Origin of the sequence: Bradyrhizobium sp. Bra78 (genome assembly GCF_024519855.1) — a bacterium.
Lineage (GTDB): Bacteria > Pseudomonadota > Alphaproteobacteria > Rhizobiales > Xanthobacteraceae > Bradyrhizobium > Bradyrhizobium japonicum_G.
The window spans coordinates 149,820-170,259 of the sequence record NZ_JALJRE010000012.1 but is presented as its reverse complement, the minus strand read 5'-3'; the positions used below and the strand labels follow the sequence as shown (position 1 = coordinate 170,259).

General features: G+C 65.5%; 17 protein-coding genes and 1 riboswitch. Of the genes, 6 read left to right on the top strand and 11 right to left on the bottom strand.

The features are described from left to right. Window positions 1-558 precede the first annotated feature (558 nt). Both recA and OC450_RS25485 read left to right on the top strand, forming a co-directional pair. Complete coding sequence (gene recA / locus OC450_RS25490) at window positions 559-1,647, top strand: recombinase RecA (RefSeq protein ID WP_211385270.1); 1,089 nt, start codon at window positions 559-561, stop codon at window positions 1,645-1,647. A gap of 126 nt (window positions 1,648-1,773) precedes the next feature. After that, on the top strand, window positions 1,774-2,124 hold the full coding sequence (locus tag OC450_RS25485; RefSeq protein WP_262048878.1) for a hypothetical protein: 351 nt from the start codon (window positions 1,774-1,776) through the stop codon (window positions 2,122-2,124). A 98-nt stretch (window positions 2,125-2,222) separates the two neighbouring features. Here OC450_RS25485 and gcvP read toward each other — a convergent pair whose 3' ends face one another. Genes gcvP through gcvT form a run of 3 tightly spaced genes read right to left on the bottom strand, consistent with a single transcriptional unit; the run spans window position 2,223 to window position 6,636 of the window. Next, a complete protein-coding gene (gene gcvP / locus OC450_RS25480) occupies window positions 2,223-5,090 on the bottom strand; it encodes an aminomethyl-transferring glycine dehydrogenase (protein WP_262048877.1) in 2,868 nt (955 codons plus the stop codon). Between the two features lie 18 nt (window positions 5,091-5,108). After that, window positions 5,109-5,477: a glycine cleavage system protein GcvH gene (gene gcvH / locus OC450_RS25475; RefSeq protein ID WP_211385267.1), complete on the bottom strand. Its 369-nt coding sequence runs from the start codon at window positions 5,475-5,477 to the stop codon at window positions 5,109-5,111. Between the two features lie 10 nt (window positions 5,478-5,487). Further along, complete coding sequence (gene gcvT / locus OC450_RS25470; RefSeq protein ID WP_262048876.1) at window positions 5,488-6,636, bottom strand: glycine cleavage system aminomethyltransferase GcvT; 1,149 nt, start codon at window positions 6,634-6,636, stop codon at window positions 5,488-5,490. Between the two features lie 158 nt (window positions 6,637-6,794). After that, a riboswitch (glycine riboswitch) is annotated at window positions 6,795-6,885 on the bottom strand. Window positions 6,886-7,129: 244 nt separating this feature from the next. On the opposite strand from gcvT, the gene alaS reads away from it, so the two are divergent. Beyond that, complete coding sequence (alaS, locus tag OC450_RS25465; RefSeq protein WP_211385265.1) at window positions 7,130-9,808, top strand: alanine--tRNA ligase; 2,679 nt, start codon at window positions 7,130-7,132, stop codon at window positions 9,806-9,808. A gap of 6 nt (window positions 9,809-9,814) precedes the next feature. Next, window positions 9,815-11,041, top strand: coding sequence for a cyclic nucleotide-gated ion channel (locus tag OC450_RS25460; RefSeq protein ID WP_262048875.1), 1,227 nt, complete (start codon window positions 9,815-9,817; stop codon window positions 11,039-11,041). A gap of 18 nt (window positions 11,042-11,059) precedes the next feature. On the opposite strand, the gene OC450_RS25455 is transcribed toward OC450_RS25460, so the two are convergent. The 3 genes from OC450_RS25455 to OC450_RS25445 form a co-directional block, all read right to left on the bottom strand. Further along, the gene (locus OC450_RS25455; protein ID WP_262048874.1) at window positions 11,060-11,344 is read right to left on the bottom strand and encodes a DUF3303 domain-containing protein; all 285 of its coding nucleotides are present in this window, start codon (window positions 11,342-11,344) and stop codon (window positions 11,060-11,062) included. 5 nt (window positions 11,345-11,349) lie between these two features. Next, entirely contained in the window at window positions 11,350-11,850 is a 501-nt protein-coding gene (locus tag OC450_RS25450) for a DUF3455 domain-containing protein (protein WP_262048873.1), read from the bottom strand. A gap of 99 nt (window positions 11,851-11,949) precedes the next feature. Beyond that, window positions 11,950-13,164, bottom strand: coding sequence for an NADP-dependent isocitrate dehydrogenase (locus OC450_RS25445; RefSeq protein ID WP_211385261.1), 1,215 nt, complete (start codon window positions 13,162-13,164; stop codon window positions 11,950-11,952). Between the two features lie 355 nt (window positions 13,165-13,519). On the opposite strand from OC450_RS25445, the gene OC450_RS25440 reads away from it, so the two are divergent. Continuing rightward, window positions 13,520-14,716 (top strand): TrmJ/YjtD family RNA methyltransferase, encoded by a 1,197-nt coding sequence (locus OC450_RS25440; protein WP_262048872.1) that lies wholly within the window; start codon window positions 13,520-13,522, stop codon window positions 14,714-14,716. A 107-nt stretch (window positions 14,717-14,823) separates the two neighbouring features. Here the strand turns inward: OC450_RS25440 and OC450_RS25435 are convergent, their stop codons facing one another. Genes OC450_RS25435 through mddA form a run of 4 tightly spaced genes read right to left on the bottom strand, consistent with a single transcriptional unit; the run spans window position 14,824 to window position 18,031 of the window. Continuing rightward, the gene (locus tag OC450_RS25435; RefSeq protein WP_262048871.1) at window positions 14,824-15,573 is read right to left on the bottom strand and encodes a PaaI family thioesterase; all 750 of its coding nucleotides are present in this window, start codon (window positions 15,571-15,573) and stop codon (window positions 14,824-14,826) included. Window positions 15,574-15,607: 34 nt separating this feature from the next. After that, window positions 15,608-16,585 carry an NADPH:quinone oxidoreductase family protein gene (locus OC450_RS25430; RefSeq protein ID WP_315986401.1) on the bottom strand — a complete coding sequence of 326 codons (978 nt, stop codon included), beginning with the start codon at window positions 16,583-16,585 and terminating at the stop codon, window positions 15,608-15,610. Next, window positions 16,503-17,240, bottom strand: a complete 738-nt coding sequence (locus OC450_RS25425; protein ID WP_262048869.1) for a helix-turn-helix transcriptional regulator — start codon at window positions 17,238-17,240, stop codon at window positions 16,503-16,505. The genes OC450_RS25430 and OC450_RS25425 overlap by 83 nt, the downstream gene beginning before the upstream one ends. Next, window positions 17,237-18,031, bottom strand: coding sequence for a methanethiol S-methyltransferase (gene mddA / locus OC450_RS25420; protein ID WP_262048868.1), 795 nt, complete (start codon window positions 18,029-18,031; stop codon window positions 17,237-17,239). Before mddA ends, OC450_RS25425 begins: the two co-directional genes overlap by 4 nt. Before the next feature lie 148 nt (window positions 18,032-18,179). Here mddA and OC450_RS25415 point away from each other — a divergent pair, with 148 nt between their 5' ends. Further along, window positions 18,180-19,742, top strand: a complete 1,563-nt coding sequence (locus OC450_RS25415) for an alpha/beta fold hydrolase (RefSeq protein ID WP_211385256.1) — start codon at window positions 18,180-18,182, stop codon at window positions 19,740-19,742. 6 nt (window positions 19,743-19,748) lie between these two features. On the opposite strand, the gene OC450_RS25410 is transcribed toward OC450_RS25415, so the two are convergent. Next, complete coding sequence (locus OC450_RS25410) at window positions 19,749-20,411, bottom strand: TetR/AcrR family transcriptional regulator (protein ID WP_211385255.1); 663 nt, start codon at window positions 20,409-20,411, stop codon at window positions 19,749-19,751. Window positions 20,412-20,440: the final 29 nt, after the last annotated feature.

Genomic DNA, 20,440 nt, shown 5'->3' with positions numbered 1-20,440 from the left:
TTGGGTGTAGGTATTGTTCCGACGATTTCGTTTCAGACTGGCCGTATCAGCGATGAAATGAAAGAGGCGGCCCTATTCTTGCGCTGGCTTGGCAGGCGTTTTTGTTTCGATTCGACTGCCGCAGTTCTGGCATGTGAATCTATTCGCGATAATCCGTTCTGCCGGTTCCAGCACCGAGATGATCCACGCCATCTCCTTGCCGCACTCCCCGCAAATCGGAGCGCTCAGGTCTTCCGGCTTCTGTTTGAGTATACCCATGAGGACGCCCACAAATCCTCTGAGGCAATTATAGGTCTAACAGTACAGGCGTTCAACGGCATGCGCCTTTTGTTCTATGGGACCAAATTCCTTGACCTAGCTCAATGGTCTGCCGAACTCAAAACAGGCCACTGCGAAAATCAACCTAGGCCACTAGGGGTTAAAACAGGCCAGCGCCCAGATTCACAAAAGAACATATTGCGAACTTAGAACAAATGGGGTACATTGCCTTTATCGACGAGCCGCCGCGCCAATTGTTTTGTCCCTCACGCGAATCCTCGCCATAAGGAGCACGACCCAATGTCCACCACTGCCCTGCGTATCGTCGAAGGATCCTCCATGGACAAGAGTAAAGCTCTGGCCGCCGCGCTCTCCCAGATCGAGCGGCAGTTCGGCAAGGGCTCGGTGATGAAGCTCGGCAAGAACGACCGCTCGATGGACGTCGAGGCGGTCTCCTCGGGCTCGCTCGGACTTGATATCGCGCTCGGGATCGGCGGCCTGCCGAAGGGGCGCGTCGTGGAAATCTACGGGCCGGAATCCTCGGGCAAGACCACGCTGGCGCTGCACACGGTGGCGGAAGCGCAGAAGAAGGGCGGCATCTGCGCCTTCATCGACGCCGAGCACGCGCTCGACCCGGTCTATGCCCGCAAGCTCGGGGTCAACATCGACGAGCTTCTGATCTCGCAGCCCGACACGGGCGAACAGGCGCTGGAAATCTGCGACACGCTGGTGCGCTCGGGTGCGGTGGACGTTCTGGTGGTCGATTCGGTCGCGGCGCTGGTGCCGAAGGCCGAGCTCGAGGGCGAGATGGGCGATGCGCTGCCGGGTCTTCAAGCGCGGTTGATGAGCCAGGCGCTGCGCAAGCTGACGGCCTCGATCAACAAGTCCAACACCATGGTGATCTTCATCAACCAGATCCGCATGAAGATCGGTGTGATGTACGGCTCGCCCGAGACCACGACCGGCGGCAACGCGCTGAAGTTCTATGCCTCCGTCCGCCTCGACATCCGCCGCATCGGCGCGATCAAGGAGCGCGACGAGGTGGTCGGCAACACCACGCGCGTCAAGGTGGTGAAGAACAAGCTGGCGCCGCCGTTCAAGCAGGTCGAATTCGACATCATGTACGGCGAGGGCGTCTCCAAGATGGGCGAGATCCTCGATCTCGGCGTCAAGGCCGGCATCGTCGAGAAATCCGGCGCCTGGTTCTCCTATGACAGCCAGCGTCTCGGCCAGGGCCGCGAGAACTCCAAGGCGTTCCTGAAGGCCAACCCCGACATCACCGCCAAGATCGAGACCTCGATCCGCCAGAACTCCGGCCTGATCGCCGAGCAGATTCTGGCCGGCACCCCCGAGCGTGACGCCGACGGCGACGAGCCGGCGGACGAGTAAGCTTTAACGCGAAGAGTTTTTCGCGAGGAGCGGGCGCTGAGGACGTTGAGTTGCCGACGTCTTCGGGGCCCGTTTCGTTTTATGATACAAGAGATACCCGGATCAGTTAGTGAGCCCTGGATCGCCGTGAGTTGGAATCAATCCGAGGTCATTGCTGCTCGCCAGATCATTATTGAGATGGCGAAAGGCATACTTTCCGGAAGCGTGTCCCCGGTGGAAGGTGCCAGGGCAATTGCAAGGCACAGCTTCAAGGCTCGCCTCGAAGATGATCCCGATATCTTGCCCTTTGTGGGAATTGTTTCGGAGACTGAAGCCTTGCCGCTCGGACGCGAAAGGGCACACTGGCAGGCGCGCGCGCTCGCTGATCTGCAGGGCAACATCGATAAATCCCAAGCCTGGGCGCTCACCGTCGCGAGCACCCATTGCCAGAGCCTTGCGGCACGATCGGGAAGTCTGATGCGTTGGCCGGACGGCTAGATTGTAGGGTGGATTAGCCGAAGGCGTAATCCACCACTGTTCGTCTCCGTTGAAGCTGAAGTGGTGGGTTACGCTGCGCTAACCCACCCTACGATCCCTTACTCCGCAGCTTCCGCGTAATCGCTCACCGGCGGGCACGAACACACCAGGTTGCGGTCGCCATAGACGTTGTCGACGCGGCCGACCGGCGACCAATATTTGTCGGTGCGCGAGCTGCCCGCGGGGAAGCAGCCCTCGGCGCGGGTGTAGGCGCGATTCCACGCATCGTCGGCGATGTCGTGCACGGTGTGCGGCGCGTGGCGCAGCGGCGAGGCCTCGATCTTGAAGCGGCCCGCCTCGACCTCGGCGATCTCCTTCCGGATCGCGATCATCGCGTCGCAGAAGCGATCCAGCTCCGCCTTCGATTCCGATTCGGTCGGCTCGATCATCAGCGTGCCCGGCACCGGAAAGCTCATGGTGGGCGCGTGGAAGCCGTAGTCGATCAGGCGTTTTGCGATGTCGTCCACGGTGACGCCACTCGTGTTCTTCAGCGCGCGCGGGTCGACGATGCACTCATGTGCGACGCGGCCCTTGGCGTTCTTGTAGAGCACCGGGAAGTGCGCATCGAGGCGCGCCGCGATGTAGTTGGCGTTGAGGATCGCGATCTCGGTGGCGCGCTTCAAGCCGTCGCCGCCCATCATCAGAATGTAGATGTAGGAGATGGTCAGGATCGAAGCCGAGCCGAACGGTGCAGCCGAGACCGGACCGACCGGAGCGTCCGCTTGCGTCGCCGGATGGCCGGGCAGGAAAGGCGCGAGGTGTGCCTTGACGCCGATCGGGCCCATGCCGGGGCCGCCGCCGCCATGCGGGATGCAGAACGTCTTGTGCAGGTTGAGGTGGCTGACGTCGGCGCCGTAATCGCCGGGCCTGCTCAGGCCGACCTGCGCGTTGAGATTGGCGCCGTCCAGATACACCTGGCCGCCGTGGCCATGCACGATCTCGCAGATCTCGCTTATGTGCTCCTCGAACACGCCATGGGTCGAGGGATAGGTGATCATCACAGCGGCGAGGTCGTTCGAATGCTTCTCCGCCTTGGCGCGGAGATCATTGACGTCGACGTCGCCGTTCTTCTCGCAGGCGACCACCACCACGTCCATGCCGACCATCGCGGCCGAGGCCGGGTTGGTGCCGTGGGCGGAGGAGGGGATCAGGCAGATCTTGCGATGGCTCTGCCCACGCGCCGCGTGATAGCCGCGGATGGCAAGCAGGCCGGCATACTCGCCCTGCGCGCCCGAATTCGGCTGCAGCGAGATCGCGTCATAGCCGGTGATGTCGCACAGCCATTTTTCCAGCCGCGCGAACAGCGCGTGGTAGCCGCGTGCCTGCTCGCGCGGGGCGAACGGGTGCAGGCTGGAAAATTCCGGCCAGGTCAGCGGCATCATCTCGGTGGTCGCGTTCAGCTTCATCGTGCAGGAGCCGAGCGGGATCATCGCGCGGTCGAGTGCGAGGTCACGGTCGCTGAGCTTGCGCATGTAGCGCAGCATCTCGGTCTCCGAGCGATGCGCGTGGAACACCGGATGGGTGAGGAAGGAGGTCGTGCGCTTCAGCGCCTCCGGCAGCGCCTCGCGCGTGGTCGCATCTAACTCGGCGTAAGCAAGCGTGCCGCCGAACGCGCGCCAGACCGCTTCCACCGTCGCAGGCGTGGTGGTCTCGTCGAGCGCGATCCGCAATGCGGTTTCGCCGACGCCGAGATTGACCTTCTCTGAGGCAGCGCGCGCGACGATCTCGGCACGCCTCGTGCCGGCATCCACGCTGAGCGTGTCGAAGAAGCTGTCGCAACTCGGCGCGAAGCCGAGCTTGCGCAGGCCGGCAGCGAGCACGGCGGCGCGGCGATGCACGTTTCGCGCAATGTGGGTCAGGCCCTCGGGGCCGTGATAGACCGCGTACATCGAGGCGATCACGGCGAGCAGCACCTGCGCGGTGCAGATGTTGGAGGTCGCCTTCTCGCGGCGGATGTGCTGCTCGCGGGTCTGCAGCGCGAGGCGATAGGCGGGCATCCCGCGCGAATCGACGGAGAGGCCGACGATGCGGCCGGGCAGCGAGCGCTTCAGCGCATCGCGCACCGCCATGTAGGCCGCGTGCGGCCCGCCATAACCCATCGGCACGCCGAAGCGCTGGGCCGAACCGATCGCGATGTCGGCGCCGAGCTCGCCGGGCGAGGCGAGCAGCGTCAGCGCCAGCAGATCGGCGGCAACGATCGCGAGCGCGCCCTTGGCCTTCAGTGCCGCGATCGCGGGCCTGAGGTCGCGCACGGCGCCCGATGAGCCCGGATATTGCAGCAGCGCGCCGAGCACGTCGGCCTTGTCGAGATCGGCGAGGGGATCGCCGACGACCAGGGTCCAGCCCAAGGGCTCCGCGCGGGTGCGCATCACAGCCAGCGTCTGCGGATGCACGTCCTTGTCGACGAAGAAGGCCTTTGCCTCGACCTTCGAGTGCCGCTCCGCCAGCGCCATGGCTTCGGCCGCTGCGGTCGCCTCATCCAGCAGCGAGGCGTTGGCGACGTCGAGCCCGGTGAGGTCGCAGATCATGGTCTGGAAGTTGAGCAGCGCCTCCAGCCGGCCCTGGCTGATCTCGGGCTGGTAGGGCGTGTAGGCCGTGTACCAGGCCGGGTTCTCGAGGATGTTGCGCTGGATCACCGCGGGCAGGATCGTGCCGGAATAGCCTTGGCCGATCAGCGAGGTGAAGACCTGGTTCTGGCTTGCGAGCTCGCCCATATGCGCGATCGCCTCGGTCTCGCTGAGCGGCTTGCCGAGATCGAGCGGCGCGGCCTGCCGGATCGAGGCCGGCAGCGTCTCCGCCATCAGCGCGTCGAGGGTCCTGGCGCCGACGGTCTCCAGCATCGCGGCGACATCGCGCGCGGAGGGGCCGATGTGGCGCCGAACGAAGGTGGCGGCGGCGTCGCCGTTGGATTTGCGGTGCGCGGTCATCGCTTGCTCCATCGCTCTTTAAGCCGTGTGTGCCTTGTAGGCGGCTTCATCCATGAGGCCGCCGAGCTCGCTCTTGTCGGCGATCCTGATCTTGAAGAACCAGGCCTTGCCCTGAGCATCCGAATTGATCAGCGCCGGCTCGCCCGCGAGCTCGGCGTTGGTCTCGAGCACCTCGCCCGAGATTGGCGCGTAGACGTCGGAGGCGGCCTTCACCGATTCCACGACGGCGGCGGCTTCGGTCTTCTTCAGGGTGCGGCCGATCTTGGGCAGCTCGACGAACACGACGTCGCCGAGCTGCGACTGCGCGTAGTCGGTGATCCCGACGGTGGCGACGTCGCCGTCGATCGCGAGCCATTCGTGGTCGGAGGTGTACAGCGTCGTGGTCATTGTCTTGTCCTCAGCGTTTGTAGGTGTTTTTCACGAAAGGCATGGCGGCGACGGTGAGCGGCAGCCGCTGGCCGCGCACCTCGGCGAACAGTTTCGTATCGAGCGCGCTCAGGCTCGTCGGCACATAGCCCATCGCGACCGGTGCATTCAGGCTCGGGCCGAAGCCGCCGGAGGTGACCTTTCCGATCGGCTCGCTGGAGGCCGCATCCGCAAACAGCAGCGCGCCCTCGCGCACCGGCGCGCGGCCCTCGGTGCGCAGCCCGACGCGGCGGCGGCTTGCGCCGTTGTCGAAATGAGCGAGGATCTTGTCGGCACCGGGAAAGCCGCCGGCGCGCGCGCCGCCGCTGCGGCGGCTCTTCTGCACCGACCATTCCAGCGCGGCTTCGACCGGCGTGGTCGTGGTGTCGATGTCGTGGCCGTAGAGACAGAGGCCTGCCTCGAGACGCAGGCTGTCGCGGGCCCCCAAGCCGATCGGCAGCACATCCGCGTTGTCCAGCAGCGTCCTGGCGAGGCGCTCGGCGTCGCCTGCGGGGACCGAAATCTCGAACCCGTCCTCGCCGGTGTAGCCGGAGCGCGAGACGAAACAGTCGAGGCCGGCGACCTTGTGCGGGCCGGCATCCATGAATTTCATGGACGGCGCCTCTGCACACAATTTCGCCAGTGCCGATTCCGCCTTCGGACCCTGCAACGCGATCAGCGCGCGGTCCGCCAGCTGCTCGATGACGCAGTCGCCGGAGAGATTCGCGCGCAGATGCGCCTCGTCCTGCTCCTTGCAGGCGGCGTTGACGACCAGGAACAGATGATCGCCGAAATTGGCGACCATCAAATCGTCCAGCAGGCCGCCGTCCGCATTGGTGAACTGGGCATAGCGCTGACGCCCCGGCGCGATCGCCACGATGTCCTGCGGCACCAGCCGTTCCAGCGCGCGGGCGGCGTCCTCGACCCTGCCGGATTTCGGCCGTAGCGCGAGCTGTCCCATATGGGAGACGTCGAACAGGCCGGCTTGGCTGCGGGTATGGAGGTGTTCCTTCAGCACGCCCGCGGGGTACTGCACGGGCATGTCATAGCCCGCGAACGGCACCATCTTGCCGCCGAGCGACACGTGAAGATCGTAAAGGGGGGTGCGTTTCAGGGATTCTTTGTCGTCACGCGCAAGCATTACGGGGCCCTCGGCGGTTCCCCGGGAACGATTTCCCGTGGACACCAGTCGAAGCCCCATCTGTCGCTGTGCCTGAGAGTATTATCCCGTCGGCGGACGCTGTCCGGGTCGACCTTTAGAAGGTCATCGCCCGTCGGCGCCTCTTTCCAGATGTCGTCAAAGCCACGCGGTCCTTTTGCCTGAGAGTTTCCGGGGCGGTTGCTCCTTCGGCGCCGGCTGCCTAAAGCCGGTCTCTCCCGACGTGGCCGTACGATACAGATGGGTACAGACCACAGGGCGGCCAAGCCTGTCAACGCGGCATCGGCGGCTTTCAACGGGATTGCAACGGGATTGCAACGGGGATTGCGCGCCTGCGGCAACCCACTGATCCGGTTGCACAGTTTCTGGACAGCGAAGCTGGCCTTGTCTAAAAGCGCTTTGGCCCGCAGATATCAGCCCAAACTTGCGGTTTGGATGGCGTATGGCGGGTCCAAGCACACCCGATTGGATGAACATGAGCGGCGTCAACGAGATCAGGTCGACCTTTCTGAACTTCTTTGCCGAGAACGGCCACGAAATCGTGTCGTCCTCGCCATTGGTGCCGCGCAACGATCCGACGTTGATGTTCACCAATGCCGGCATGGTGCAGTTCAAGAACGTCTTCACCGGCGTCGAGAAGCGGCCCTATCAGCGCGCCACCACGTCGCAGAAATGCGTGCGCGCCGGCGGCAAGCACAACGACCTCGACAATGTCGGCTACACCGCGCGCCATCTCACCTTCTTCGAGATGCTCGGCAATTTTTCGTTCGGCGACTATTTCAAGGAGCGCGCGATCGAGCTGGCATGGAAGCTGATCACGTCCGAGTTCGGGCTCAAGAAGGACAAGCTGCTCGTCACCGTCTACCACACCGACGACGAGGCGGCGGGCCTGTGGAAGAAGATCGCCGGCTTCTCCGACGACCGCATCATCCGCATCCCGACCTCGGACAATTTCTGGGCGATGGGCGACACCGGGCCGTGCGGCCCGTGCTCGGAGATCTTCATCGATCGCGGCGAGCACATCTGGGGCGGACCGCCGGGCAGTCCCGAGGAGGACGGCGACCGCTTCCTCGAATTCTGGAATCTGGTGTTCATGCAGTACGAGCAGGTGACGAAGGAGGAGCGCGTGGCGCTGCCGCGTCCCTCGATCGACACCGGCATGGGGCTGGAGCGCATGGCCTGCATCATGCAGGGCGTCGACAGCGTGTTCGAGACCGACCTGTTCCGTCATTTGATCGACGCGACATCGTCCGCGCTCGGCAGCGGGCCGAACGAGCAGACCGTGGCCTCGTTCCGCGTCATCGCCGACCACCTGCGCTCCTCCGCCTTCCTGGTCGCCGACGGCGTGCTGCCCTCGAACGAGGGCCGCGGCTACGTGCTGCGCCGGATCATGCGCCGGGCGATGCGCCATGCGCAGCTGCTCGGCGCCAAGGAGCCGCTGATGCATCGCCTGGTCTGGGCGCTGGTGCGCGAGATGGGCCAGGCCTATCCCGATCTGATGCGCGCGGAAAACCTGATCGAGGAAACGCTGCGGCTGGAAGAGACCCGCTTCCGCAAGACGCTGACCCGCGGCCTTGCCATCCTCGACGAGAAGAGCGCGTCGTTGAAGAAGGGCGACATGTTCGACGGCGACGTCGCCTTCACGCTGTACGACACCTACGGCTTCCCGCTCGATCTGACGCAGGACGCGCTGAAGTCGCGCGGCATCAGCGTCGACCAGGCTTCCTTCACCGACGCGATGGAGCGTCAGAAGGCCAAGGCGCGCGCGTCCTGGGCCGGCTCGGGTGAGGCGGCCTCCGAGGCGATCTGGTTCCCGCTACGCGAGAGGCTGGGTGCGACCGAATTTCTCGGCTACGAGACCGAGAGCGCCGAAGGCGTCGTCTCCGCGCTGGTCAAGGACGGCAAGGAAACGGGCAGCCTCAAGGCCGGCGAGACCGGCGCGCTGCTGCTGAACCAGACGCCGTTCTATGCGGAGTCTGGCGGCCAGGTCGGCGACACCGGCGTGCTGACGGGCGATGGCGGCATCAAGTTCCGCGTCACCGACACGCAGAAGAAGCTCGGCGATCTCTTCGTCCATATCGGCACATTGGAGAGCGGCGAGCTGAAGCTCGGCACCGCGCTGCAGCTCGAGGTCGATCACGGCAGGCGCTCGTCGATCCGCGCGCACCACTCGGCGACGCATCTCATTCATGAGGCGCTGCGCCAGGTGCTCGGCGACCACATCGCCCAGCGCGGCTCGATGGTTGCGCCGGATCGCCTGCGTTTCGACTTCGTGCATCAGAAGCCGATCACGGCGGAGGAGCTCGCCCGCGTCGAGGACATCGCCAACAACGTGGTGCTTGAGAACGACGAGGTCACGACCCGCGTCATGGGCGTCGACGAGGCCCGCGAGGCCGGCGCGCGCGCCCTGTTCGGCGAGAAATATGGCGACGAGGTTCGCGTCGTCTCGATGGGCCGGACCGCGCGCGAGCGCGGTGCCAATGCGCTCGGCTGGTCGGTCGAGCTCTGCGGCGGCACGCATGTGAAGCGCACCGGCGACATCGGCCTGATCACGCTGACCGGCGAGAGCGCGGTCGCCTCCGGCGTGCGCCGCATCGAGGCGCTGACCGGCAATTATGCACGCAAGCATGCCAACGACACCATGGCGCTGGCCAAGACCGCGGCCAATGAGCTGCGCACCTCGATCGACGACGTCCCGGCGCGCATCGCCGCGCTGATGGACGAGCGCAAGAAGCTCGAGCGCGAATTGTCCGACGCCCGCAAGAAGCTCGCGATGGGCGGCGGCGCGGCGAGCGGCAATGGCGCAGCCTCCGGCGTGCGCGAGGTCGGCGACGTCAAGCTGATGGCGCGCGCGGTCGAGGGCATCGAGATGAAGGATCTCAAGAGCCTCGCCGACGACGGCAAGAAGCAGATCGGCTCCGGCGTGGTCGCCATCGTCGGCGTCACCGAGGACGGCAAGGCCGGTGTCGTGGTCGGCGTCACCGCGGATCTCACCGCGCGCTTCAACGCCGTGAACCTGGTGCGCGTCGCCTCCGAAGCGCTCGGCGGCAAGGGCGGCGGCGGGCGGCCCGACATGGCCCAGGCCGGCGGCCCCGACGGGGCCAAGGCGACCGAGGCGCTGAGCGCGATCGAAAAAGCGATGACGGGCGCTTAGACAGCCATGGGCCTCGTTCCGCGGGGACGTGGCTTGCGCGATCCCGATTTGAGGGATCGCCTCTACGAACTGCTGGAGCACGATCCGCTGGCCTATTCGGCCGGGTCGCGCTTCATCCAGCTGATCATCAGCGTCATCGTGCTCAACGTGGCCGCGATGATCCTCGCCTCGGTGCCGGAGCTGGATGCGCAGTTCGGCGTGCTGTTCACAGGCATCACTATCCTGTCCGTGATCGTGTTCGCGCTGGAATATCTAGCGCGGCTGTGGACGGTTGCCGGTCACACCCAGCGCAAGGCGTCCGCGCTGTCCGACCGGCTCTCTTATGCCTTCTCGTCGCTCGGCATCATCGACCTCATGGCGTTCCTGCCCGCGGGAATCGTGCTTATCGCCGGCCGGCATGCGACGCTGGCCGCGCTCGGCGTGCTGCCTTTCTTCAAGCTGGTCCGCTATTCGCCGGCGATGCGTTCGCTGCTCGCCGCCGTGCATGCCGAGCGGCGGGCGCTGATCGGCTGCATCGTCATCCTGATCGGCGCGGTCCTGACCTTCGCCTCGCTGCTCTACGCCATCGAGCGCGACGTGCAGCCGGACAAGCTCGGCACCATCCCGCAGGCGATGTGGTGGGCGATCGTGACGCTCGGCACCGTCGGTTATGGCGACGTCGTGCCGGTGACGGCGCTCGGGAAGTTCATCTCCGTTTTCACGATCATCAGCGGCTTCGCCATGATCGCGCTGCCGGTTGCGATCATCTCGACGGCCTTCGCCGAAGAGGTGAAGCGGCGCGATTTCGTCGTCACCTGGGGCATGCTGGCGCGGGTGCCGCTGTTCTCGCATCTGTCGGCCTCCGAGATCGCCGACATCATGCGGCTGCTCCGCGCCCGCACCATCGAGCAGGGCGAGATCCTGGTGCGGCGGGGCGATGACGCCTCGTCGATGTATTTCATCACCGCCGGCGAGGTCGAGATCGCGCTGCCGAGCCAGCATGTGCGGCTCACCGACGGCACGTTTTTCGGCGAGATCGCGCTGCTGCACAAAACCAAGCGCAGCGGCACGGTGACGGCGACGCGCAAGACCCGGCTGCTCGTGCTCGACGCCCAGGATTTTCACGCCCTGATCGCGCGCATGCCGACGCTCGCCGCGCACGTCCACCAGACGGCGAAGGCGCGGCTGGAGGAGACCGGCGATCTCGCCGCGGCGGAGCTGGCGCAGGCCGAGCGCGAGGGCACCGACCGCTGAGACGAATAGTCCCGGCGGTTACTTGCCGTCGAGGAAAGGCGCCACGACCTCGCGCGTCTCCTTGCTGGGCACCACCGGCACGATCTCGAACGTCATGCCAAAGCCCTGGCAGTTCAAAACCCATTGCTGCAACAGGCGCGCGTCGTCGCATTCCATCAGCTGGAAGCAGCGGTCGAAATTCGGCTCGATCCAGCTGCCGAGATATTTGAGGCCTTCCGGGAATTTGACGCCTTCATCGCGGACGCGCCGGTAGACCGGAATCGGATCGCGGTCCTTGAAGCGCTCGATCACCATGAAAAGCATCGGTCTCAGCCCTTCTTCAGGAAAACATACTCGGCCGAATAGGGCGCGCTTTTGAACTCGCCGGCCTTCTCGCAAGAGCCCTCGAGCTTGCCGCCATGGGTGTTGATGCGCTGGACGGTGGTGACCAGCGTCAGCACGCCGCTGCCGCGGCGAGAGGCGACCTCCAGCTTCAGCCAGGGGATATCGGCGGCCGTCGCACCCGGCGCGTTGCCGATGGCCTTGCCGACCACGGCGCTGCCGTCGGCATGCTCCCAGCTCGGCCCGGCATAGTGCCGGCCGATGGTCTTGCCCTCGGCGAGCAGGGTGGCGATCGGCTCGCGAAAGGCCCAGGCGAGCTTGCCGTCGGCGGCTGCCTTGCACTCATAGACCTGCGCGCCCTCGGCATGGACGCTGAGCACGACGCTCTCGCCGGGCGCGGCGATGGCGTCCGGGAGCGGGTCGGCGGCGAAGGCCGGTCCGATCAGGGCCGCGAGCAACAGGCTGGGGGCAGCAAGCTTGATCGACATGGTCGCATCTCCGCAAAGGGGTCTCAAAAAACGAACGGGCCGCGCTGGAGGCGCGGCCCGTGATGATGTCTGGCCCAGTCGGGCGAAATTGCGGACGGCTTACGCCGCCAGCTCCTTGGTCAGGTTCTCGGCGACCTTGTCGAGGAAGCCGGTGGTCGAGAGCCAGCGCTGGTCGGCGCCGACCAGCAGCGCGAGGTCCTTGGTCATGTAGCCGGCCTCGACGGTGTCGACGCAGACCTTCTCCAGCGTGTTCGCAAACTTGGCGAGCTCGGCATTGTTGTCGAGCTTGGCGCGGTGGGCGAGGCCGCGCGTCCAGGCGAAGATCGACGCGATCGAGTTGGTCGAGGTCTCCTTGCCCTTCTGGTGCTCGCGGTAGTGGCGGGTCACGGTGCCGTGGGCCGCTTCGGCTTCGACCGTCTTGCCGTCGGGGGTGAGCAGGACCGAGGTCATCAGGCCGAGCGAGCCGTAGCCCTGCGCGACCGTGTCGGACTGCACGTCGCCGTCGTAATTCTTGCAGGCCCAGACGTAGCCGCCGGACCATTTCAGCGCCGAGGCCACCATGTCGTCGATCAGGCGGTGCTCGTAGGTCAGACCCTTGGCCTCGAAGTCCTTCTTGAACTCGCGGTCGTAGATATCCTGGAAGATGTCCTTGAAGCGGCCGTCATAGACCTTGAGGATGGTGTTCTTGGTCGAGAGATAGACCGGGTAGTTGCGCAGCAGGCCGTAGTTGAGCGAGGCGCGGGCGAAGTCGATGATGGAATCGTCGAGATTGTACATCTCCATGGCGACGCCGGCGCCGGGCGCCTTGAACACTTCCTTCTCGATCACGGTGCCGTCCTCGCCGACGAACTTCATCGACAGGGTGCCCTTGCCCGGGAACTTGAAATCGGTGGCGCGGTACTGGTCGCCATAGGCGTGGCGGCCGATGATGATCGGCTTGGTCCAGCCGGGAACCAGGCGCGGCACGTTCTTGCAGATGATCGGCTCGCGGAAGATCACGCCGCCGAGGATGTTGCGGATGGTGCCGTTCGGCGACTTCCACATCTGCTTGAGATTGAACTCCTTCACCCGGGCCTCGTCCGGGGTGATGGTGGCGCACTTGACGCCGACGCCGACCTTCTTGATGGCTTCGGCGGCGTCGATGGTGACCTGATCGTTGGTGTGGTCGCGGTACTCCATCCCCAGGTCGAAATACATCAGGTCGACATCCAGGAACGGAGTGATCAGCTTGTCCTTGATGTACTGCCAGATGATCCGGGTCATCTCGTCGCCATCGAGTTCGACGACGGGATTGGATACCTTGATTTTTGCCATGATCGGGGAAGCCCTCTTGGGAACGGCGCCGCTGGCGCCAACGTGAATATCCGCCGCCTCTTAGCACCGCCGCGCGGCGGGCGAAAGCCAAGTGATTATGCACTTTTAGCCGATCCAGCTTCCCCAGATGGGGGGCGGGGTGCGGCGCCGTCGCGGGGGCGGGGTCGAGGTTTCGGGCGAGATTCAAAAGTGGAATCCAACCCGTTATTTCCCTTGAGAATTTCGTCAGGACAGGCAAACGACAGGCGAACGGGCAGAGCCGGCCCCGCGGCCGGCTTTGAATCAATTCCTAACAGCGCCTTGTCCTGAAAGCGTCTTGGCAAGGCCTTGAGAACCAGTGTGAAAGCGAAGCGAGATGTCGGGGACTGACAAGACCAAGGCGGGCCTTTCCCTCGACGGTCCCATCGTGATCCTGGTCGAGCCGCAGCTCGGGGAAAACATCGGCATGGCCGCGCGCGCCATGGGCAACTTCGCGCTGAGCAGCTTGCGCATCGTCAACCCGCGCGACGGCTGGCCCAACATCGCCGCCCAGCGGGCGGCCGCCGGTGCCGACTACATTCTGGACAAGGTCGAATTGTTCGACACGGTCGGCGAGGCCGTTGCCGATCTCGACCTGCTGTTCGCCACCACTGCGCGCCCCCACGACCAGGCCAAGCCGGTAGTCGGGCCTGAGGCAGCAGCAAGCGAGATCTCCGGCCACGTCGCGACCGGCGGCAAGGCCGGTATCCTGTTCGGCCGGGAGCGCTGGGGGCTGACCAACGAGGAGGTCGGGCTCTCCAACCGCATCATCACCTTTCCGGTCAATCCGGGCTTTGCCTCGCTCAACCTCGCCCAGGCCGTGCTGCTGGTCGGCTACGAATGGTTCAAGCAGGCGACCTCGGGCGAGCTGCCGCACAGCATGCCGGAACGTTCGGAGCGCGCCTCGCAGCACCAGATGCAGGCCTTCTTCGACAATCTGATCCGCGAGCTCGACCGGGTCGAATTCCTGCGCCCCGCCGAGAAGCGCGACACCATGCTGGTGAACCTGCGCAACATCTTCAGCCGGATGGAGCCGACCAAGCAGGACATGCACACTCTGCACGGCGTGGTGATGGCGATCGCGGAAGGGCGCAAGGGCCCGGCCAAGGGCGGCGTGCTCGACGGCGAGCAGGCCACGCGCCTGCGCGCGCTGCTGGCCGAGCACGGGCAGGGTGGTGTCCCCGACGGCGGCTCGACAGTGCGCGGGCTCGCCCGCCTGCTCCGCCGCAACCCGACCGACGCCGAGCGCCTGCTCTGGCAGGCCCTGACCCGCGACCGCCGCTTTGCAGGCGGGTTCAAGCGTCAGACCCCGGTCGGCCGCCACATCCCGGACTTCGTCTCGTTCCCGCACCGGATCGCGATCGAGCTGGTCAATCCGGGCGAGGGCGAGACGATCGCGGCGGATCGTGCGGGACGGCGGACGTGGCTTGAGGCGCGTGATTATCGCGTGCTGGAGATTCGGGCGGCGGATGTCGAACGCGATATCGAGGCGGAGCTGGTGCGGCTGCAGGAGATGATCGAGCAGAGCGCGTAGGTCTCGTCGGGCAAAGGTCTTGCAGGGGGGCAAAGCGGAGCGTGCCCACCGGTGCGCATCGGGCAAGGGGAGAGACGGTAGGCACGGCGCTGCGCGCCTTTGCCCACCTACGAAGGACGCCCAAGCTGCACCTCGCGCTGGACCTCGATCCATGTCGCCCGCGCCACGGCCAGCAACCTCCCGGCTTCATCATGCGCCGCGGCTTCGGCCGTGCGCTTGCGGCCGTCGCGACCGGTGGGCCAGGCCGTGATGATGCAGCGGTCGCCGGGGCGGGGGCGGGCCTCGATCCGGGCCGACATTCGTCCGAGCAGCAGTGGCGTCTTGTCGAAGCTGCCGTTCTGCTGATCGCAATTGCAGGCAAAGCCGGTGGGGCAGTCGAGTGCCGACCAGAGGAATTCTGGCGCGACCAGGCCGTCCTCGGCGGCGAGATTCTTATCCGGCGTCCAACTCGCTGCGAGAACGGCATTGTGACGCCCGAGCGAGCCGGCGAAAATGCGCAGGCCGTCGCCTTTCGCCCTTGCCGGACCGCACACGAAGCATGTCGGCAGCGGATGCTCGTGCGGCTTCAGCGGCGTCAGCAACTCGGCGGCGCAGGCCTCCTCGAAGCTGGCTGTTTCCAGTCGCGCAAGCTCGACATTTGCGGCCCGTCCTGTCGCGACGACCCTGGCGCCGTCGCGAAGCTCCCATGTGCCGTCGTCCGTTGCAACCGCATCGAGCGGCTTGTCCAGGGGAGGCGGTGCGCGCAGCGTCACCTCCGCAGCCCCGGGGATGTGGCGGGCGAGCCGGCCGCAGACATAGCCGCCGTTGCCGGAGTTCGGAGGACCGCAAAAGCGGTTGTCGATGATGATCTGTGTCATCGGTGTGTTTCTCTCCTGCCGTGGCCCGCTCACCTTACCTGACCTTTAGGACAATTCGTCCTTGAACCGTCCGGCTCGCCACGGCGCGCATGGCGTCCCCGGCATCCTCCAAAGGGAGGATGCGATCGACGTGCGGGCGGATTTTTCCGTCGGCCAGCAATTGCATCAGCGTGTCATTTGCGCGCGCTGCCTCTGTCGGGAATTTCTCCACCCAGGCGCCGGCAAAGACGCCGAGGATGGAATAGTTTTTCAGCAGCGGCAGGTTCATCGGGAGCTGCGGAATTTCGCCGCTGGTGAAGCCGATCGGCATCAGCCGTCCGGCCCATTTCATCAGCCGGGCGATCTGCTCGAAAATCGCGCCGCCGACATTGTCGAAACCGATGTCGATGCCTTCCCCTGACGTGATCGACTTGATCCGGTCGCGCAGATCCTCGCTGCGATAGTTGACGATTTCGCCGGCCCCATAACGGCGCACCAGGGCAGCCTTGTCATCGGAACCGATACCGGCGACGACGCGCAGGCCCAGTTGACGGCCGAGGTCGACGGCGGCCAGTCCAACGCCGCCGGCGGCGCCCGTGACGAACAGGGTTTCGCCGCGCTGCGCCCGGGCTCGCTCGACCAGCGCATAATAGGCCGTGCCATAATTGTGCAGGACCGTCGCCGCGGCCTCGAACGCGATGCCATCCGGCAACCGCACGCTCTTCGATTCCCTGGCAATCATCCGTTCGGCGTAGCCGCCGGTCCAGGCGCTGCAAGCCACACGGTCGCCCGGGGCGAATGTCGTGACCCCGTCGCCGACCGCGACGACGACACCGGATGCTTCAGTGCCGGGCACGAAAGGCGTCGGTGGCCGCATCTGGTAGAGGCCAGAAACCAGCAACTGGTCCATGAAGCTCACGGACGCCGCGTGGACATCAATGAGAATCTCGTCACGGGCCGGCTTCGGCTCGTCGATCTCGCCGAGGCGCAAATCGCCCGGCCCGGTGAACGAGCTGCACAGAACTGCTTTCATCGTGGCGCTCCAGTGGATTGTCTGCATTCGGCAGGTTTCTCAACGGCGTCGCATATCCTGCGACGAGCTTGACGAAATCGGCCTGTCGCGCGGCGCCGGTCTTTTCAAACAGGCGGCGGACATGCGTCTTGATCGTCGTACCGGCGACGCCGAGCGCGGCCGCCACTTCCGGAACGCCGCCGAGCTCGACGATCGCGAGCAGCACGCGCAACTCCGTCGGCGTCAGTCTGAATGCCTTGCCGATCACTTCGGAACGCGGCGGCATCGTCAGCGCGGCCCTGCGAACGAACAAGGCTGCTGCGGCGCTGCAGGCCACATCCGCACACCGGCGCGTGCCGGATGGCAGCGGCAGGGCATGGGCGACGTAGCGCTGTCCATGGGTCCCGATCATCGGCACTGAAGTTTCGCCGGCCTGTCCCGCCGCCGCGAAGAGCTGCTGCAAGGTCTGGTTGGCCGCGAGATCGCAGGCCGCGAGGTGCCCGCGGATTTCACGCAGGATGTCGCGCGCATCGAGAATGGCCTGGCCGGCCGTATTGGCGTGAACGAGACGCGCGTCCGCGGCAACGAGATACAGGCCGACGTCGAGCCCATCGAGCGTATCGGCGAATGTGGCGGCATCCACGGACATTTTGGGGAGAGAGAACAGCGCGTTCATCGCGGCGCTCCTGCAGGGCGGCGATCGTCCGTCCGGCGGCGACCGAACAGACGCGGCACCAGCATGGGAACGCGCCGGCGATACTCCTGATAGGTCGCGCCGAACTCGGCGATCAGATCTCGCTCCTCGAACTGTAGCCCGACCAGGATGTAGGCCGTGTTCGCGATCGCGAACAGCAGATGGCCGGCGGTCATCTCGGGCGTCGCCCAGAACGCGAGCAGAAAGCCCAGCATGAGCGGATGCCGCACGATCTTGTAGAGCAGCGGCGTCCTGAACGATTGACCCGATATCACGGTCCCGCGGAACGCGACCAAAGCCTGCCGCAGGCCGAACAGATCGAAATGATCGATCATGTGGGTGGAGGCAAACGCGATCAGCCAGCCGAGCCAATGCACGCCGATCAGCAGCCAGGCCACCATGCCGCTGGTTTGCCAGATCGGTGCCGGAATCGGACGCCACTGCCAGAACAGCAAAAGGAGGATCAGGCTGGACAGCAGCACATAGGTGCTGCGCTGGCAGGCGAGCGGAAGGAATTTGGCCCACCATCGCTTGAAGGCCGGGCGCGCCATGACGGTGTGCTGGATTGCAAACAGGCTCATCAACAGCAGGTTGACGGCGATGGCCTCGCCCCAATTCGTGGGGCCGCCAACGTCGATCGGCATATCGATCGACATATCGATCGACTTGGGCACGACATAATTGCCGACGAAACCGAGCGCGTAGAGAAACGAAGCCGTGAATACGGCATAGCTGACGAGGGCGTAGAGCAGGATTGCGAGGCGTGCGAACATGGTTTTTCCTATTGTGCCGACGGCAACGGTGCCGCATGCAGGAGCCTGAAATGCTCGCTGGCGAGCGGGTGCGATCTGCCCCGATTGTTAGCGGTGGACCGTCCCCTGTGCGTCCCCCCGGGGCGCCGGCTGGGGAGGGAGGATCTTCATGACGGCTTTCTCGCTGGGGGCGTTCGGGTTCCCGGAGGTTCATGCCGACGGACGCTCGATCAAGCTGAACCTGCGCAAGGGCCTTGCGCTGCTGATCTATCTTGCGGAGGCCAAAGGCGCCGTTGCGCGCGATGTCATCGCCACTCTGCTTTGGCCGGAAACGCCCCGAGAGACCGGTCTCGCCCGATTGCGGCGCCTGCTTCACCGCATCGAGCTTACGCTTGACCAACCGGTTTTCGAGACCGACCGCACCAGTGTGCGTTGGTCACCGGCGGTCGAGCTGAAGATCGACTCGCAGCTGTTCGAGAGCGCCTGCGATCGCGGCGAGTTTGAAGCGGCCTGCCAGCTTTATCGGGGTGACTTTCTCGCCGGCTTCTCTCCGGACCACTCTCCTGAATTCGACGACTGGTCATTCTTTCGCCGTGAGGCGCTGAGGGGACGGCTCATGCACGCGCTCGAACGTCTCGTGCAGGACAAGAATACAGCCGGCGATCATTTTGCCGCGACCGCGCATGCGGGCCGTCTGGTCGAGCTCGATCCGCTCAGCGAGGTCTATGGCCGGCATCTGATCCGAAGCCTGCTGCTCGCCGGCGACCGAAGCGCGGCGGAGCGGCATCACGCGGCACTGACGCAGCGTCTGCGCGACGAGCTTGGCGTCGCGCCGGAAGCCGAGACCGAAGCGCTGATGAGCCCCGCGGCGGCGCCGCATTCCGTTCCGGCGACACGCTATGTGAAGGGCTCAGATGTGCATCTTGCGTATCAGACCTACGGAAGCGGCCCGCTCGACATCCTGGTCATGCCCGGCTTCGTGTCGCATGTGGAGCGCGCCTGGGAGCATCCCGCGAGCCGGACGTTTCTGGCGTCGTTGATGAAGCTTGGACGCCTGATCGTGTTCGATCGCCGCGGCATCGGGTTGTCCGACCGGGTTGGATCGGCTCCTGATATCGACGTCACCGCCGAGGATATCGGCACCGTGTTGCGGGCGGCGGATGCGCGCCGCGTCGTGCTGTTCGGGGCATCCGAATGCGGGCCGGCCTGCATCAAGTTCGCGGTCGATGACCCGCACCGCGTGGCCGGGCTCATTCTGTTCGGTGCGCTGGCCAAGGGCTGCTGGTCACAGGACTATCCGCACGCGCTGCGCGCCAGCCAGTATGACGCCTGGAGCCGCCACCTCATCGCGCAATGGGGCGGGCCGGTCGGGATCGAAGCCTTCGCGCCGAGCCTGGCCAATGATCCGCAGGCGCGCGCCTGGTGGGCGGGGCTGCTGCGCGCGGCCTCCAGTCCCGGCGGCATCTCGGCCGTGCTCGCGGCGTTTCGCGATGCCGACGTGCGGCACCTTCTGGCGCGAATTGCCGTGCCGACGCTGGTGCTGCACCGGCGGAACGACCAGGCCGTGCGGATCGCCGCCGGCCGCGACATCGCGAGCCGGATCAGCGGCGCGGAGTTCGTCGAGCTCGACGGCCATGATCACTGGTTCTTTGCCGGAGATCAGCAGCCGGTGCTCGCGGCGATCAGGCGGTTTACGGAGGCGTTGCCGCGGGAGGGGAAGGCGGGGCGGTAAGAGAGATCACACCGCCTCGAGCTGATCCGCCGCGCGCTTCTTCCTTGCCCTGGACTGGCTGAGCAGGGGGCCCGCCGTCAGCGCCGCCGTATCGGCCACGCCCGGATCGCGCGACACCATCGCCGCGACGATGGCACCGTCGATCAGCAGGCCGAGCTGATGCGCCAGCACGAGGGGTTCGCTGGATCCGAGCTCGCCGGCGAGCTTCTCGATGTGGCCGAGCACGATCTTCTTGTGTTTCAGCGCGATATTGCGGAACTGCTTGGCGTCCTTGTCGTGCTCGCCGACCGCGTTGATGAAAGGGCAGCCGTAGAAGCGCTCTTCCGCAAACCAGCTCTTCAGCGCCGGGAAGATGCGCGTGAGTTTGGCCTGCGCGTCGCCGCCGCCTTCCTCCATGGCGCCGATGAACCATTCGCGCCACTGCTTGCCTTCGCTCTCCAGCACCGCGTTGACGAGATTGGTCTTGGAGCCGAACAATTTATAGAGCGTGGTCTTCGCGGTGCCGGCTTCCTCGATGATCGCATCGATGCCGGTGGCGTTGATTCCGTTCTTGCAGAACAGATGGGTCGCGGCGCTCAGGAGGCGCCCGCGCGCGGACTCGTCTTCGCCCGTCACGGCGTGGGGCGAATTCTTCTTCGATGACGGCTTGTTCGGTGAGGGCTTGGCCATGAGTCCAAACTTACCCGCAGCAGCGCCGC

Coding starts and splice junctions, on each gene's coding strand:
- OC450_RS25440 (WP_262048872.1), top strand. CDS start 13,520: ATGTCGGGGACTGACAAGACCAAGGCGGGCCTTTCCCTCGACGGTCCC.
- recA (WP_211385270.1), top strand. CDS start 559: ATGTCCACCACTGCCCTGCGTATCGTCGAAGGATCCTCCATGGACAAG.
- mddA (WP_262048868.1), bottom strand. CDS start 18,031: ATGTTCGCACGCCTCGCAATCCTGCTCTACGCCCTCGTCAGCTATGCC.
- gcvT (WP_262048876.1), bottom strand. CDS start 6,636: ATGCTTGCGCGTGACGACAAAGAATCCCTGAAACGCACCCCCCTTTAC.
- OC450_RS25455 (WP_262048874.1), bottom strand. CDS start 11,344: ATGCTTTTCATGGTGATCGAGCGCTTCAAGGACCGCGATCCGATTCCG.
- OC450_RS25410 (WP_211385255.1), bottom strand. CDS start 20,411: ATGGCCAAGCCCTCACCGAACAAGCCGTCATCGAAGAAGAATTCGCCC.
- OC450_RS25430 (WP_315986401.1), bottom strand. CDS start 16,585: ATGAAAGCAGTTCTGTGCAGCTCGTTCACCGGGCCGGGCGATTTGCGC.
- OC450_RS25435 (WP_262048871.1), bottom strand. CDS start 15,573: ATGACACAGATCATCATCGACAACCGCTTTTGCGGTCCTCCGAACTCC.
- OC450_RS25450 (WP_262048873.1), bottom strand. CDS start 11,850: ATGTCGATCAAGCTTGCTGCCCCCAGCCTGTTGCTCGCGGCCCTGATC.
- OC450_RS25415 (WP_211385256.1), top strand. CDS start 18,180: ATGACGGCTTTCTCGCTGGGGGCGTTCGGGTTCCCGGAGGTTCATGCC.
- alaS (WP_211385265.1), top strand. CDS start 7,130: ATGAGCGGCGTCAACGAGATCAGGTCGACCTTTCTGAACTTCTTTGCC.
- OC450_RS25460 (WP_262048875.1), top strand. CDS start 9,815: ATGGGCCTCGTTCCGCGGGGACGTGGCTTGCGCGATCCCGATTTGAGG.
- OC450_RS25445 (WP_211385261.1), bottom strand. CDS start 13,164: ATGGCAAAAATCAAGGTATCCAATCCCGTCGTCGAACTCGATGGCGAC.
- gcvH (WP_211385267.1), bottom strand. CDS start 5,477: ATGACCACGACGCTGTACACCTCCGACCACGAATGGCTCGCGATCGAC.
- OC450_RS25425 (WP_262048869.1), bottom strand. CDS start 17,240: ATGAACGCGCTGTTCTCTCTCCCCAAAATGTCCGTGGATGCCGCCACA.
- gcvP (WP_262048877.1), bottom strand. CDS start 5,090: ATGACCGCGCACCGCAAATCCAACGGCGACGCCGCCGCCACCTTCGTT.